This window comes from Pseudomonas sp. AC252 (genome assembly GCF_979258105.1).
Map to the genome: position 1 here is coordinate 171,583 of NZ_OZ409837.1, position 15,569 is coordinate 187,151.

Annotated in this window: 13 protein-coding genes and 1 pseudogene; all 14 read right to left on the minus strand. The window is 58.2% G+C overall.

The window, feature by feature from the left end; all coding sequences use genetic code 11:
- Window positions 1–40: 40 nt before the first annotated feature.
- The 14 genes and pseudogenes from ACZZZ4_RS00805 to serC all read right to left on the minus strand — a co-directional run bounded on the left by ACZZZ4_RS00805 (window position 41) and on the right by serC (window position 15,549).
- The gene (locus ACZZZ4_RS00805; RefSeq protein ID WP_463547046.1) at window positions 41–1,405 is read right to left on the minus strand and encodes a phosphohexomutase domain-containing protein; all 1,365 of its coding nucleotides are present in this window, start codon (window positions 1,403–1,405) and stop codon (window positions 41–43) included.
- Between the two features lie 149 nt (window positions 1,406–1,554).
- Entirely contained in the window at window positions 1,555–2,997 is a 1,443-nt protein-coding gene (locus ACZZZ4_RS00810) for a mannose-1-phosphate guanylyltransferase/mannose-6-phosphate isomerase (RefSeq protein ID WP_310405673.1), read from the minus strand.
- Window positions 2,998–3,248: 251 nt separating this feature from the next.
- Window positions 3,249–4,139, minus strand: a complete 891-nt coding sequence (rfbA, locus tag ACZZZ4_RS00815; protein ID WP_039760028.1) for a glucose-1-phosphate thymidylyltransferase RfbA — start codon at window positions 4,137–4,139, stop codon at window positions 3,249–3,251.
- A complete protein-coding gene (rfbD, locus tag ACZZZ4_RS00820; protein WP_415761855.1) occupies window positions 4,136–5,029 on the minus strand; it encodes a dTDP-4-dehydrorhamnose reductase in 894 nt (297 codons plus the stop codon). Before rfbD ends, rfbA begins: the two co-directional genes overlap by 4 nt.
- Window positions 5,026–6,102 (minus strand): dTDP-glucose 4,6-dehydratase, encoded by a 1,077-nt coding sequence (gene rfbB, locus ACZZZ4_RS00825; RefSeq protein ID WP_129997343.1) that lies wholly within the window; start codon window positions 6,100–6,102, stop codon window positions 5,026–5,028. Before rfbB ends, rfbD begins: the two co-directional genes overlap by 4 nt.
- 222 nt (window positions 6,103–6,324) lie before the next feature.
- Window positions 6,325–6,564: a lipopolysaccharide assembly protein LapA domain-containing protein gene (locus ACZZZ4_RS00830; RefSeq protein WP_039760034.1), complete on the minus strand. Its 240-nt coding sequence runs from the start codon at window positions 6,562–6,564 to the stop codon at window positions 6,325–6,327.
- A gap of 30 nt (window positions 6,565–6,594) precedes the next feature.
- Entirely contained in the window at window positions 6,595–6,891 is a 297-nt protein-coding gene (ihfB, locus tag ACZZZ4_RS00835; RefSeq protein ID WP_007950920.1) for an integration host factor subunit beta, read from the minus strand.
- A gap of 153 nt (window positions 6,892–7,044) precedes the next feature.
- Window positions 7,045–7,323 (minus strand): hypothetical protein, encoded by a 279-nt coding sequence (locus tag ACZZZ4_RS00840; RefSeq protein WP_129997345.1) that lies wholly within the window; start codon window positions 7,321–7,323, stop codon window positions 7,045–7,047.
- A gap of 192 nt (window positions 7,324–7,515) precedes the next feature.
- The gene (rpsA, locus tag ACZZZ4_RS00845) at window positions 7,516–9,201 is read right to left on the minus strand and encodes a 30S ribosomal protein S1 (RefSeq protein WP_016770920.1); all 1,686 of its coding nucleotides are present in this window, start codon (window positions 9,199–9,201) and stop codon (window positions 7,516–7,518) included.
- A 119-nt stretch (window positions 9,202–9,320) separates the two neighbouring features.
- Entirely contained in the window at window positions 9,321–10,010 is a 690-nt protein-coding gene (cmk, locus tag ACZZZ4_RS00850; RefSeq protein WP_024013869.1) for a (d)CMP kinase, read from the minus strand.
- The gene (locus ACZZZ4_RS00855; protein ID WP_463549239.1) at window positions 10,007–12,214 is read right to left on the minus strand and encodes a bifunctional prephenate dehydrogenase/3-phosphoshikimate 1-carboxyvinyltransferase; all 2,208 of its coding nucleotides are present in this window, start codon (window positions 12,212–12,214) and stop codon (window positions 10,007–10,009) included. Before ACZZZ4_RS00855 ends, cmk begins: the two co-directional genes overlap by 4 nt.
- 28 nt (window positions 12,215–12,242) lie before the next feature.
- On the minus strand, window positions 12,243–13,355 hold the full coding sequence (hisC, locus tag ACZZZ4_RS00860; RefSeq protein ID WP_415761854.1) for a histidinol-phosphate transaminase: 1,113 nt from the start codon (window positions 13,353–13,355) through the stop codon (window positions 12,243–12,245).
- A gap of 13 nt (window positions 13,356–13,368) precedes the next feature.
- The gene (gene pheA / locus ACZZZ4_RS00865; protein WP_016770924.1) at window positions 13,369–14,463 is read right to left on the minus strand and encodes a prephenate dehydratase; all 1,095 of its coding nucleotides are present in this window, start codon (window positions 14,461–14,463) and stop codon (window positions 13,369–13,371) included.
- Window positions 14,463–15,549: pseudogene (serC, locus tag ACZZZ4_RS00870) on the minus strand (3-phosphoserine/phosphohydroxythreonine transaminase). The gene pheA and the pseudogene serC overlap by 1 nt, the downstream one beginning before the upstream one ends.
- Window positions 15,550–15,569: the final 20 nt, after the last annotated feature.

A 15,569-nucleotide genomic window follows, 5' to 3' on the forward strand; every position in this document is an offset into this window, starting at 1 on the left:
CCCAAGCACGGGCGCCGCTGAATACCAGACGGGCGAAGCTTCAAGCACCCTTGATCAACAACTCGATCTCTTTCAGACGCGCCCACATCAATGCCTGATCGCCACGGGTTTCGACGTTCAGGCGCAACAGCGGCTCGGTGTTGGAGCCGCGCAGGTTGAAGCGCCAGTCGGCAGATGACACGCTGATGCCGTCAGTCCTGTCGAGCGCGGGATTGAGCGGCAGGAAATGCTCCAGGACTTTGTGCAGCATCGCCGGCACATCTTCAACGCGATAGTTGATCTCGCCGGTGCATGGATAAGCGTCAATACGCTCGTCGACCAGTTGCGCCAGGCTCTTGCCAGTGCTGGACATCAGGGCCGTGACCAACAACCACGGGATCATCCCGCTGTCACAATAGGCGAAATCACGGAAATAGTGGTGGGCGCTCATTTCGCCGCCATAAATGGCGTCCTCGATACGCATGCGCTCTTTGATAAAGGCATGCCCCGTCTTGCACAACACCGGCACGCCGCCCGCTTGCTCGACCTGCTCGATGGTGTTCCAGGTCAGTCGCGGGTCATGAATGATCTTGCTGCCCGGGTGTTGCTTGAGCAACATTTCCGCCAACAGCCCGACCAGGTAATAACCTTCGATAAACCGGCCGGTTTCGTCGAAAAAGAAACACCGGTCAAAATCCCCATCCCACGCCAGCCCGACATCGCAGCCATTTTCAAGCAATGCCTGGCGCGTCAGCTCGCGATTTTCCGGCAACAGAGGGTTGGGCACGCCATTGGGGAAGTGACCGTCCGGCTCGGCATTGATCAGCGTCCATTCGAATGGCAACTTGCCCATCAACTCCTGCAGGACCGGCCCGGCAGCACCGTTGCCAGGGTCTGCAAGGATCTTCAGCGGCTTGAGGTTCGCCACGTTGATGTAAGTCAGCAAGTGGTCGATGTAACGGCTTTTATCGAACGCCTCACGCACATTACCTACGGCTTCCGCCAACGCGCCAAGGTCACCACTCTCTACCCGATCACGGATGGCGTTCAGCCCGGTGTCACCGCTGATGGGACGTGATTGCGACTTGACGAGTTTCATCCCGTTATAGCCTTTGGGATTGTGACTCGCCGTGATCATTACGCCACCATCGGCATTGAAGGCACTGGTGGCGAAATAGACTTCTTCAGTTCCGCACAGGCCGATGTCGATGACATCGGCACCTGCCTCTCTCAGTCCACGGGCCATCGCCTCGGCCAGCATCGGACTTTCCAGTCGCATATCGCGCCCCAGCACGATGCTTTTGGCTTGCAACTCAACGACCATGGCCCGGCCGATCCGGTAAGCGACATCCTCATTCAGATCGACCGGTACTTCACCACGGATGTCATAAGCCTTAAAGCAGCGGGTCTTGATAGGGGTATGCATTTCGATCTCTTGCCTGGGAATCCGAGACAGCCGCCGGAAAATGCCGCAGCTGTGAATCATCGATAGGGAGTGAAGTCGCGCAATGTCACATGCAAATAAGCCCGACCGGTAAAAAATCGCCGGTCAGGCCTATGGCTGCCACCGCGCTGTTATTTGTCGACGCGGCCGTAATTGTCTTCAAAGCGGACGATATCGTCTTCACCCAGATAATCGCCGCTTTGCACCTCGATCAGCACCAGGTCAATGACGCCCGGGTTCATCAGGCGATGCTGGTGACCGGCACGGATGAACGTCGACTCGTTGGTGTTGAGCATCAGTTCCTGCTGGTCGTTGACCACGACCGCCATCCCGCTGACGACGATCCAGTGTTCACTGCGGTGATGATGCATCTGCAGCGACAGCGACGCTTTGGGCTTTACTACAATTCGCTTGATCTTGAAGCGTTCGCCATTTTCCAGGGTGGTATAGGTACCCCATGGACGGTGGACCGTACGGTGCAGCAAATGCACGGTGTGGCTGCACGCCTTGAGCTGATTGACGATGTGTTTCACGTCTTGAGCGTGATCTTTATGAGCAATCATCACCGCATCAGGCGTGTCGATGACCAACAGGTCTTCCACACCGACCAGCGCAGTCAGACGCCCCTCGCTGTTCACATAATTATTGCGCGAGCCATGGGACAACACTTCGCCTTCAAAGCGGTTGCCGTTTTCATCCGGCGCAGTCAGTTCGCTCACCGCGTTCCATGAACCGATGTCACTCCAGCCAATGTCGCACGGTATGGTCGCGACTTTCTGGGAACGCTCCATCAATGCATAGTCGATGGAGATATCCGGCACCTGCGCAAAGCTTTCGCTGTCCAGCGCCAGGCAACGATATTTGTTGGAGGACGATAGGCGAGACACCTCGATGGTCTTTGCAACCGCCTCGACAACGTCGGGGGCGTGCAGCCGAAGCTCTTCCAGAACGGTGCCTACACGGAAACAGAACATGCCCGAGTTCCAGAAATAGTTGCCAGCACTGACGTAGTTCTGTGCAGTCTCCAGATCAGGTTTCTCGACAAACCGGGCGACCTTCAACCCGCCCTTGAGCGGTGCCTCTTTCTGCGCTTCGATATAACCGAAACCGGTTTCCGGATAGGTCGGCTGAATGCCAAACGTAACCAGCCAGCCTTCACTGGCCAGCGCCACAGCATCGGACACCGCCGCGGCAAAGGCTTTTTCGTCCTGGATCAAATGATCGGCGGCGAGCACCAGCATATGTGCATCGGGACCATGGGTGGCTTCCAGTTGCAAGGCCGCTGCGGCCACTGCCGCCGCCGTGTTTCGCCCAAAGGGCTCGAGAATGAAGCCTTGCGCGTGCCTGGCCGTGTTGACGACGCCGTATTCATCTTCAGTTTTGAACAGCAACTCGCGATTGGTCACGGTGAGGACTTCCACCACACCGTCCAGCCGTGAGGCGCGCAAGAACGTCTTCTGGATCAGATTCTGACCATCCGGCAACTCCATGAAGGGTTTTGGATGGGCTTCACGGGATACAGGCCACAACCGGCTGCCCACTCCGCCAGACAAAATTACGGGAATCAGTTCCATGCTCAAAGTCCTTAACCCTCTCTCCTGCAAATGATATCCAGGAAAGCAGTCTCAATAATGATTGCAGTCGAACTGCACCGAACCCAGTGCAGAATCCTTGCCCCGCCTCTCGGCCTCAAGACGACAGGGCTGATGACACATACGCCCTCGCGAGCGCCGAATACGTTGCGTGATTGTCTGCCATTCTACAGCGCCAGCCCCCTTGATGATTCGACAGAATGCAACGAACGGTGGTCGGCAAGCAGCGCCCGTCAACGCGCGGGTTGATCCAGCAACTTTTGCAGATACTGCCCGTATCCGGTTTTCTTCAGGCGCTGCGCCTGAGCTTCGACCTGCTCATCGGTAATCCAGCCGTTGTGGTAGGCGATTTCCTCCAGGCACGCTACTTTGAGCCCCTGACGATGCTCGATGGTGTGGACGAAATGCCCGGCTTCCAGCAGCGAGTCATGTGTACCGGTATCCAGCCAGGCAAAGCCGCGCCCCAACATTTCGACGTTCAGGGTTTTCTGTTCCAGATACGCACGATTGATGTCGGTAATTTCCAGCTCGCCTCGTTCCGACGGCTTGATGTTCTTGGCGATTTCGACGACCTGGTTATCGTAGAAGTACAACCCGGTCACGGCGTAGTTGGATTTCGGCTTCAGTGGCTTTTCTTCGATGCTCAGCGCGCAGCCATTGGCATCGAATTCCACCACCCCGAAACGCTCCGGGTCGGACACGTGATAGCCGAACACTGTCGCGCCTGAGGCCTGAGCGTTGGCAGAGCGCAGGTTTTCGGTGAAGTACTGACCGTAAAAGATATTGTCGCCGAGAATCAGGCAGCAAGGGTCGCTACCGATAAACGATTCGCCGATGATGAACGCCTGCGCAAGGCCGTCCGGGCTCGGCTGTTCGGCATAACTCAACTCGATGCCATACAGACTGCCGTCGCCCAGCAACTTGCGGAAATTGGGCAAGTCTTCAGGGGTCGAAATGATCAGGATTTCTCGTATGCCCGCGAGCATGAGCACAGACAACGGATAGAAAATCATCGGTTTGTCGTAGATAGGCAACAGCTGCTTGGACACCCCCAGCGTGACCGGATGCAAACGTGTCCCGGAGCCACCAGCGAGAATGATGCCTTTACGATTGGTCTTGATCATTTATTCAGAATTTCCCTGAGCATTCGGGTTACACCACTTTGCCAATCCGGCAAGTGTAGAGAAAAAGTAGCGCGCAGCTTTTGAGTATCCAGACGCGAGTTCAGCGGTCGATGTGCGGGCGTCGGATAGGCAGCGCTTTCGACTGGCTCGATAGCCTTCACGGCGAGTAATTCACCATTGGCTTGAGCGAAGGCGATCACTTGGTTTGCGTAGCCATGCCAGGACACTTCACCAGCGGCTGCCAAGTGGTACAACCCCGCCAGTTCGGGCCGTTGCAGGGCCTGGCGAAGCGCCTGAGCCGTTACGTCGGCAATCAGATCTGCACCGGTAGGCGCACCAATCTGATCCGCGACCACGCTCAACGTTTCGCGATCCTTGGCCAACCGCAGCATCGTCTTCGCGAAGTTGTTACCGCGAGCACCATAAACCCAACTGGTACGGAAGATCAGGTGCTTGCAACCCGATGCAGTGATTGCCTGCTCGCCGGCGAGTTTGCTGAATCCATAATGGTTCACCGGCGCAACGGCATCCGTTTCCCGCCACGCGGCAGTGCCCTGGCCATTGAAAACGTAATCGGTTGAATAATGAACCAGCCAGGCATCCGAGGCGACGGCTTCTTCAGCCATAACACCCGCTGCAATGCCGTTTACACGGTCAGCCAAGTCGGTTTCCGATTCGGCTTTATCAACCGCAGTGTAAGCAGCAGCGTTAACGATAACGTCGGGCTGCACCTGCCGAATCGTCGTGCGAAGAGCCTCGGGATTCGACAGATCGCCATTCAATCCACCGGCCTGATGGCGATCAAGCGCAATCAACTCCCCAAGCGGAGCCAGAGAGCGTTGCAGCTCCCAGCCCACCTGACCGTTCTTGCCCAGCAGCAGGATTTTCATGCGTTGTTCGAGCGATCCGTGTAGTTCTGATCGATCCACTGCTGATAGCTGCCGCTCTTCACGTGCTCAACCCAATCAGCGTTGCTCAAGTACCACTCGACAGTCTTGCGAATTCCGGTCTCGAAGGTCTCTTCAGGCGCCCAACCCAATTCCCGCTGGATCTTGCTGGCATCGATGGCATAGCGCTGATCATGCCCAGGTCGGTCCTGCACATAGGTAATCAGGCTGGCATGGGGACGATGGGCCGAATCAGGCCGCAATTCATCGAGCAACGAACACAGGGTATGCACCACTTCGATGTTCTGTTTTTCGTTGTGTCCGCCAATGTTGTAGGTCTCACCGATGACGCCTTCGGTGACGACTTTGTACAACGCACGAGCATGATCTTCGACATACAACCAATCGCGAACCTGATCGCCTTTGCCGTACACCGGCAGCGGCTTGCCTTCAAGTGCGTTGAGAATGATCAGCGGGATCAGCTTCTCAGGGAAGTGACATGGGCCATAGTTGTTCGAACAGTTGGTAACCAGCGTAGGCAAGCCATAAGTGCGTGCCCAGGCCCGAACCAGATGATCGGAGCTGGCCTTGCTCGCCGAGTAGGGTGAGCTTGGCTGATAAGGCGTGGTTTCGGTGAAGAGGTCTTCCGGACCTTCGAGATCTCCGTAAACCTCGTCGGTCGAAATGTGATGGAAGCGGAAATTCGCTTTGCGTGCATCATCCAACGCAGCCCAGTAATGGCGCGCGGCTTCGAGCAGCGTGTAAGTACCGATGATATTGGTCTGGATGAAGTCGGAAGGTCCCGATATAGAGCGATCAACGTGGGATTCTGCGGCCAGATGCATGATTGCATCCGGTTGATGTTCACGCAGAACGCGGTCGATCTGGTCACGATCACAGATATCGACCCGCTCGAACGCATAACGGGAATTCTGACTGACTTCCGCCAATGACTCCAGATTGCCGGCGTACGTGAGTTTATCGACGTTAACGACTGCATCGGAAGTCTTGGAGATGATATGACGGATGACTGCCGAGCCAATGAAGCCGGCACCGCCGGTAACTAGAATTTTCACGCGAAGCGATACCCTTGAGCTGCGGACAGCGCTGCCAGCGAGCGCGGTCTAATCCATGAATGCAGAAGCCACTATCAGTCGGCATCCGTCAGAGTCAGTCTGAATCGACATGCAGAAGGCACGATCGAACAAGGGACGCATTTTACAGCTTAATGATGGTTTTACTAATGGATAAAGGCACGCCGAGACGCAATTTCGACAGATGCCGTGCGCCTGCCGCTTTCAGACCATTGGCTTGCGCGCGGCTCTGGATGAACGCCCCAGAAACCAGCCCAATACCGGGCCAATCAGCATGCCAATCAGCAGCGCCAACACTGCAACCACCGAGACTGGCAACTGCGGGCCGGAAAAACCCAGAAACAAAAGCGCAACCGATTGTTGGTTCTCCAGCACAAATGCCAGAACAATCAGAACCATCAGCAGAAGAAAAACGCCAAGCAGTATGCGTTTCAGGTTACGCATTCACGCCCCCTTGAATTTGAATAGCGAAGATCAAGCGCCCTCCTCCTCTTCCTCATTTACCCGATCACGCAATTCTTTACCCGGCTTGAAATGCGGAACGAATTTACCGTCCAGACTGACGGACTGGCCGGTCTTGGGATTGCGACCTACACGAGGCGCGCGATAGTGCAGGGAGAAGCTGCCGAAACCACGGATCTCAATACGATCACCGGTGGCGAGGCACTGAGACATTTGTTCAAGCATGGTCTTGATGGCCAGCTCCACATCCTTGGATGAGAGTAGCCCTTGATGGGTGACAATTCGTTCGATCAACTCCGACTTCGTCATATTTTTCCCTTCTTTTTCAAGCAGCTAGATCAGCGCTTGAAAGGTTTTAGCATGCCCGGAAGATTTTGAACAGCCCAGGGATTGACATATCTTTCCCGGGGTCAAAATGCCCATTTTCAGGGCATCCCATTGGCGAGTCGGATCGCTGCGCACCTAACGACACATCACCAGCATGGTCCGGGTTACGAAGCCTGCCGGATTGAAGCCGAACGGATATTGGTCGTCATCTTCGGCATCATCAGACCGGGTTATGACCTTGTAGCCCTTGCCCTTGCACTCCTTCGCTGCGCGCTTCTGGCACTTTTCCCAACCGGAGCCTAGCCCCGAGCAGTCGACCTCGATACCACTGACGCCGCGCACCGCATGGGTTTTCGCGCTGGTGGTGCACCCTGCCAGCGCCAGGACCATTGCAGCAACAAGTAACTTGTTCATCCACTTCCTTATGCCAGGCAAGCCTGACGACTAACGCTCAAGACCAAGCTTAGTCGCGAATAGGCGATTGATCCGATTAAAGAAACAGACCCGCAGGCGTCGGCATTGGTTTCATGCACGGACGTACAAAGACCAAATCGCAGACACAAAAAAGGGCGACCGAAGTCGCCCTTTTTAATGATCAAGCAGAACTCAGTTCTGTTTGGCCATTGCTTGACGCAGCAGTGCCGCCATAGTGGTATCAGCTGCTTCGCCTTCCGGAGCTGCTTTCAGGCTCTGGATGGCTTCTTTCTCTTCAGCATCGTCTTTCGACTTGATCGAGAGCTGGATTACGCGGCTCTTGCGATCAACACTGATGATCTTGGCTTCAACTTCCTGGCCTTCTTTCAGAACGTTGCGCGCGTCTTCAACGCGGTCACGGCTGATTTCGGAGGCTTTCAGGGTAGCTTCGATGTCGTCGGCCAGAACGATGATGGCGCCTTTGGCGTCAACTTCTTTCACGGTACCGGTCACGATAGCGCCCTTGTCGTTAACCGAGACGTACTCGGAGAACGGATCGCTTTCCAGCTGCTTGATGCCCAGGGAGATGCGCTCGCGCTCTGGGTCAACCGACAGGATGACAGTGTCCAGCTCGTCGCCCTTCTTGAAACGACGTACGGCTTCTTCGCCCACTTCGTTCCAGGAGATGTCGGACAGGTGAACCAGACCGTCGATGCCGCCGTCCAGACCAATGAAGATACCGAAATCGGTGATCGACTTGATGGTGCCGGAGATCTTGTCGCCCTTGTTGAACTGGCCAGAGAAGTCTTCCCATGGGTTCGACTTGCACTGCTTGATGCCCAGGGAGATACGACGACGCTCTTCGTCGATGTCCAGAACCATGACTTCCACTTCGTCGCCGACTTGTACGACTTTCGAAGGGTGGATGTTCTTGTTGGTCCAGTCCATTTCCGAAACGTGTACCAGACCTTCAACGCCTTCTTCCAGCTCAGCGAAGCAGCCGTAGTCGGTCAGGTTGGTTACACGAGCGGTAACGCGAGTGCCTTCTGGGTAACGGGCTTTGATAGCAACCCATGGATCTTCGCCCAGTTGCTTCAGGCCCAGGGAAACACGGTTGCGTTCGCGATCGTATTTCAGAACCTTGACGTCGATTTCGTCACCAACGTTGACGATCTCGGAAGGATGCTTGATGCGCTTCCAGGCCATGTCGGTGATGTGCAGCAGGCCGTCCACGCCACCCAGATCGACGAATGCGCCGTAATCGGTGAGGTTTTTGACGATACCTTTGACTTGCTGGCCTTCCTGCAGGGATTCCAGCAGAGCTTCACGCTCGGCGGAGTTCTCGGCTTCGAGGACGCTGCGACGGGAAACGACAACGTTGTTGCGCTTCTGGTCCAGCTTGATGACCTTGAATTCCAGCTCTTTGCCTTCCAGGTGCGTGGTGTCGCGCACTGGACGGACGTCAACCAGGGAACCTGGCAGGAACGCACGGATGCCGTTAACGTCGACAGTGAAGCCGCCTTTAACCTTACCGTTGATAACGCCCTTGACCACTTCCTCGGCTGCGAAGGCTGCTTCCAGAACGATCCAGCATTCAGCGCGCTTGGCTTTTTCACGGGACAGCTTGGTCTCGCCAAAGCCGTCTTCAACCGAATCCAGAGCAACGTGAACTTCATCACCAACGTTGATGTTCAGTTCGCCAGCATCGTTGTAGAACTGCTCAAGCGGGATGAGTGCTTCAGACTTCAGACCAGCGTGAACGGTTACCCAGCGAGCCTGGTAATCGATATCAACGATAACACCGGTGATGATGGAGCCTGCCTGAAGGTTCAGGGTTTTCAGGCTTTCTTCAAAGAGTTCCGCAAAGCTTTCGCTCATTTTAATTCCTGTAGATGAGGGCGAAGTAAACGCCCATCTCCACACCCCAGACGGTGTGGGTTAGTTTCATTTAAAAGAAGCACCGCAGGACTATGACTGGTCCCCTGCGACCTTCTTGGTCACCCGGCGATATCGCGAATGGCGATCTCGCTCATGATGCGTTCAAGCACCTGATCGATGGAAAGCTCCGTTGAATCCAGCTGAATCGCGTCGGCCGCCGGCTTGAGCGGGGCTACTGCGCGCTGGGTGTCACGCTCATCGCGTGCACGGATCTCATCTAGCAGACTCGACAGACTAACACCCTCGACTTTGCCCTTCAACTGCAAATATCGACGGCGCGCCCGCTCCTCGGCACTGGCGGTGAGGAAAATCTTCAGCGGTGCATCCGGAAACACCACCGTACCCATGTCGCGACCGTCGGCCACCAGGCCCGGCGCTTCCTGGAAAGCACGCTGGCGCTGCAGCAGCGCCTCGCGCACGGCGGGCAGCGCAGCCACTTGCGAGGCGCCGGAACCGACGCTCTCGGTACGGATGACATCGCTGACTTCATCGCCTTCCAGAATGATCCGCTGCAGCTGACCTTCGGTCGCGGCGATGAATTGCACATCCAGATGAGCGGCCAATGTCTTCAGCAGCTCTTCATTGGTCAGGTCGACGCCATGGTTGTGCGCTGCAAACGCCAGCAATCGATAAAGCGCACCGGAATCCAGCAGGTTCCAGCCCAGACGCTTGGCCAGAATCCCGGCGACCGTGCCTTTGCCGGAGCCGCTTGGCCCATCGATGGTGATGACCGGTGCAATGTTTTTCACGACTGAGCCTCTTGTGCCACACGAATGCCGACTTGCCCGCACAGCGCGAGGAAATTGGGGAACGAGGTCGCGACGTTGGCGCAATCGTGGATGCGGATCGGTGCGGTAGCGCGCAACGAAGCGACGCTGAAGGCCATGGCAATACGGTGGTCGCCGTGACCGTGCACTTCACCGCCGCCGATCTGGCCGCCGTCGATGATGATACCGTCCGGGGTCGGCTCGCACTTGACGCCCAGCGCCAGCAAGCCGTCCGCCATGACCTGAATCCGATCGGATTCCTTCACCCGCAGCTCTTCTGCGCCGGTGAGCACGGTACGCCCTTCGGCGCACGCGGCAGCAACGAACAGGACCGGGAATTCGTCGATGGCCAGTGGGACCAGCTCTTCCGGAATCTCGATACCCTTGAGTCTAGCTGCCCGCACGCGCAAGTCAGCCACTGGCTCGCCACCGACTTCGCGCTGGTTTTCCAGCGTGATATCGGCGCCCATCAGCCGCAGGATATCGATCACGCCAGTACGGGTCGGGTTGATACCGACGTGCTCGAGCACCAGTTCGGAACCCTCGGCGATCGAGGCCGCAACGAGGAAGAACGCCGATGACGAGATATCGCCCGGCACTTCGATGTGAGTTGCAGTGAGCTTGCCGCCGGATTCGACCGAAGCCGTGGCACCGTCGACGCTGACCGGGTAGCCGAAGCCACGCAGCATGCGCTCGGTGTGGTCGCGCGTCGGTGCCGGCTCGGTGACGGTGGTCTTGCCTTCGGCATACAGACCGGCAAGCAGCAGGCAGGATTTCACCTGCGCGCTGGCCATCGGCATGGTGTAAGTCAGGCCCTTGAGCTTGTGCCCGCCACGAATGGTCATTGGTGGACGACCTTCAGCAGCAGTTTCGATCACGGCGCCCATTTCCCGCAGCGGATTGGCCACACGATTCATTGGACGCTTGGACAGCGAAGCGTCGCCGGTCAGGGTGCTGTCGAAGCTCTGCGCCGCCAGCAGGCCGGAGAGCAGACGCATCGAGGTGCCGGAGTTGCCCAGATAGATCGGGCCCGGCGCCGGTTTCAGGCCGTGCAGGCCGACACCGTGGATCGTCACGCGGCCGTGATGCGGGCCCTCGATGACCACACCCATGTCGCGAAACGCCTGCAAGGTCGCCAGGGCGTCTTCGCCCTCAAGGAAGCCTTCGACTTCGGTGACGCCTTCGGCCAGCGAGCCGAGCATGATCGAACGGTGGGAAATCGATTTGTCACCCGGTACGCGAATCCGACCGGACAGGCGGCCACCAGGTTGAGCCAGGAAGATCAGATCGTTGGAATTCATAGCGTCCACATAGGCCCTGCGGGCCAGGATTTTACTGAAATGCTCGCGGGCAACCCGGGCGCGCGTGAAAACGCCCAACAATTGGTGCCCATCCCCTGCATCGACCGCGTCGCGCAAGGCGTCGAGGTCGCTGCGAAATGTATCGAGTGTGCGCAGGACAGCCTCGCGGTTGGCGAGGAAGATGTCGTGCCACATCACCGGGTCGCTTCCGGCGATTCTTGTGAAATCGCGAAAACCACCGGCAGCGTAACGGAAGATCTCCAGATTTTCATTGCGCTTGGCCAATGAATCGACCAGACCGAAGGCCAGCAGGTGCGGTAGATGGCTGGTCGCGGCCAGCACTTCGTCGTGACGCTCGACCTGCATGTGCTCGACATCGGCACCCAGTTCGCGCCACAGGCGATCGACCACCGCCAGCGCGGCAGGATCGGTCTGCTCGAGCGGCGTCAGGATCACCTTGTGCCGGCGGAACAGCTCGGCATTCGAGGCCTCCACCCCGCTCTGCTCGGAACCAGCAATCGGGTGCCCCGGCACGAAACGCGCCGGCATGCCGCCGAACGCTTCGGTCGCCGCGCGCACCACGTTGCCTTTGGCGCTGCCGACATCCGTAAGAATCGCTTGCCCCAGATCCATGACAGCCAGACGCGCGAGCAGCTTTTCCATGGCCAGAATCGGCACCGCCAGCTGAATCACATCGGCACCGACGCAAGCCGCCGCCAAATCATCTTCGCAGCGATCGACCACACCCAATTCGACCGCGAGCTTGCGCGATTGCGGATCCAGATCGACGCCGACCACTTCACGGCACAGGCCGCTTTCACGCAAGCCTTTGGCAAACGAACCACCGATCAACCCCAGACCGACCACCACAAGGCGACCGATCATAGGTGCAGCAGGTTGCAGCGCAGTGACATCAACCACGAGCCAGAACCTTGCGCAGCGCCTCAAGGAAACGGCTGTTTTCCGCTGGCAGACCGATGGTCACCCGCAGGTGGTTCGGCATGCCGTAATTGGCCACCGGACGCACGATCACGCCTTCGCGCAGCAAGCCCTGGAAAACCGGCGCCGCGACCTGGCCGAGATCGACGCAGATGAAGTTGCCTTTGGACTCGATCCAGCCCAGCCCCAACTCACGGAAACCCGCCTGCAACTGCTGCATGCCGGTTTCGTTGAGCTGGCGGCTTTGCGCCAGATATTCCTCGTCCTTCAACGCGGCACACGCCGCCGCCAATGCGAGGCTGTTGACGTTGAATGGCTGACGAACGCGGTTCAGCACGTCCGCCACCACAGGCGTCGACAAGCCATAACCGACGCGCAGCGCGGCCAGGCCATAGGCCTTGGAGAAGGTGCGCGACACCAGCAGGTTCGGGTATGCGGCGAGGAAATCGAGACCGTCCGGCAAATCGCTGCCTTCGGCGTACTCGATGTAAGCCTCGTCGAGGACTACCAGCACATGCTCGGGAACGTCCTGCAGGAATTCGTCCAGCGCTTCGGCGCCGAACCAGGTGCCGGTCGGGTTGTTCGGGTTGGCGATAAACACCACGCGGGTGTTGGCATCGATGGCCGCAAGCATCGCCGGCAGGTCATGGCCCCAATCCTTGGCCGGAACGACTTTGGCTTGTGCGCCGACCGCTTGAGTCGCGATCGGATAGACGGCGAAAGCGTGCTCGCTGAACACCGCATTCAGGCCTGGGGCCAGATAGGCACGGGCTACCAGCTCAAGAATGTCGTTGGAGCCATTGCCCAGGGTGACCTGATTCAGCTCGACGCGACACTGCTCGGCCAGCAGTGATTTCAGGGCGAAACCATTGCCGTCCGGGTAGCGGGTCAGCTCGGCCAGCTCTTCGCGAATTGCCGCCAGCGCCTTTGGGCTGGCGCCCAATGGGTTTTCGTTACTCGCCAGTTTGACGATTTTTGCCGGATCCAGATCCAGCTCGCGCGCCAGTTCGTCCACAGGCTTGCCCGGAACGTACGGCGAAAGTTGTTGCACGCCCGGCTGTGCCAGAGCGAGGAAGTTGCCACTCATTTGCTACCGCCCCTTAGAGAACTGCTTTCGGGTAGGAACCCAGCACTTTGAGTGCTACTGCTTCCTGACTGATCTTTTCCAGCACACCTTTGATTAACGGATCACGGTGGTGGCCGACGAAGTCGATGAAGAACACGTAAGTCCATTTGCCGCTGCGCGACGGACGGGTTTCGATGCGGGTCAGGTCGATGCCATTGTCATGGAACGGCACCAGCAGCTCATGAAGCGCGCCGGGCTTGTTGCTCATCGACACGATGATCGAGGTCTTGTCGTCACCGGTTGGCGGCACTTCCTGGTTACCGATCATCAGGAAGCGCGTCGAGTTGTCCGGGCGATCTTCGATTTTCTCGGCAAGACGCGTCAGGCCGTACAGCCCCGCCGCCATATCGCCAGCGATCGCTGCCGAATTCCACTCACCCTTGACCCGCTTGGCCGCTTCGGCATTGCTCGACACCGCGACGCGCTCGACATTCGGGTAATGCGCGTCCAGCCACTTGCGGCACTGGGCCAGCGACTGCGCGTGGGAATAGATGCGGCTGATGCTGTCGGTCTTGGTGTTTTCGCCGACCAGCAGATGGTGGTGAATGCGCAGCTCGACTTCGCCACAGATCACCATGTCGTGTTCGAGGAAGCTGTCCAGCGTGTGGTTGACCGCGCCTTCGGTGGAGTTTTCCACCGGCACCACGCCGAAGTTCACCGCACCGGCGGCGACTTCACGGAACACTTCGTCGATCGCCGCCATCGGCTTGCTGATCACCGCGTGGCCGAAGTGCTTCATCGCCGCCGCTTGGGTGAAGGTGCCTTCAGGGCCGAGATAGGCCACTTTCAGCGGCTGCTCCAGCGCCAGGCACGACGACATGATTTCGCGAAACAGCCGCGCCATTTCTTCGTTGCCCAGCGGCCCCTGATTGCGCTCCATCACCCGCTTGAGCACCTGAGCTTCGCGCTCGGGACGATAGAACACCGGCACTTCGCCTTCGGCCAGCGAGGCCATCTTCACGCGGGCGACTTCCTGGGCGCAACGCGCACGCTCACTGATCAGCTCGAGGACCTTGGTGTCCAGAGCGTCGATGCGAACGCGCAGTGCCTTGAGTTCTTGCTCGGACATCAGCCGTGTTCCTTCTCGAATTCCGCCATGTACGCCACCAGCGCGTTGACCGCAGTGATGTCGACGGCGTTGTAGATGGAGGCGCGCATGCCGCCAACCGAACGGTGACCCTTGAGGTTGAGCAGGCCGCGCTCGTCGGCACCGGCGAGGAACGGCTTGTCCAGACGATCGTCAGCCAGACGGAACGGCACGTTCATCCACGAGCGATCCGACTTGTTGATCGGGTTGCTGTAGAGGCCGCTGGCGTCGATGAAGTCGTACAGGGTGCGCTGCTTGACGTCGTTGAGCACTGGCGATCGCTTCAACGCCGCCCTGCTCTTTCAGCCACTGGAACACCAGACCGGACAGGTACCAGGCCAGCGTCGGCGGGGTGTTGTACATCGAGCCGTTATCGGCCGCGACCTTGTAGTTGAGCATGGTCGGGCACAGCGAGCGCGCCTTGCCGAGCAGGTCTTCGCGGATGATGTTGACGACAATGCCGCTCGGGCCGATGTTCTTTTGCGCGCCGGCGTAGATCATGCCAAAACGCGAGATATCGACCGGGCGCGAGAGGATGTCCGAAGACATGTCGGCAACCAGCGGCACGTCACCGGTTTGCGGGATCCACTGGAATTCCAGGCCGCCGATGGTTTCGTTCGGCGCGTAGTGAACGTAAGCGGCGTCTTTCGACAGGTTCCACTCGTTCTGGCCTGGGATGGCGAAATAGTCGTAAGGCTTGGCAGTGGCAGCAACGTTGACGTGGCCGTAGCGCGAGGCTTCTTCGATGGCTTTCTGCGACCAGATGCCGGTGTCGATGTAATCGGCCGAGCCGCCTTCAGGCAACAGGTTCAGCGGGATCTGTGCGAACTGCTGGCTGGCGCCGCCCTGCAGAAACAGCACTTTGTAGTTCGACGGGATATTCAGCAGGTCACGCAGATCCTGCTCGGCCTGGGTGGCGATGGACACGAACTCATCGCTGCGATGGCTCATTTCCATGACCGACAGACCCTTGCCGTGCCAATCAAGGAGTTCACCCTGGGCGCGCTGCAGGACAGCTTCAGGCAGCGCCGCCGGACCGGCGCAGAAGTTATAGGCTCGCTTGCTCACATCCAATCTCGCTCTGATTT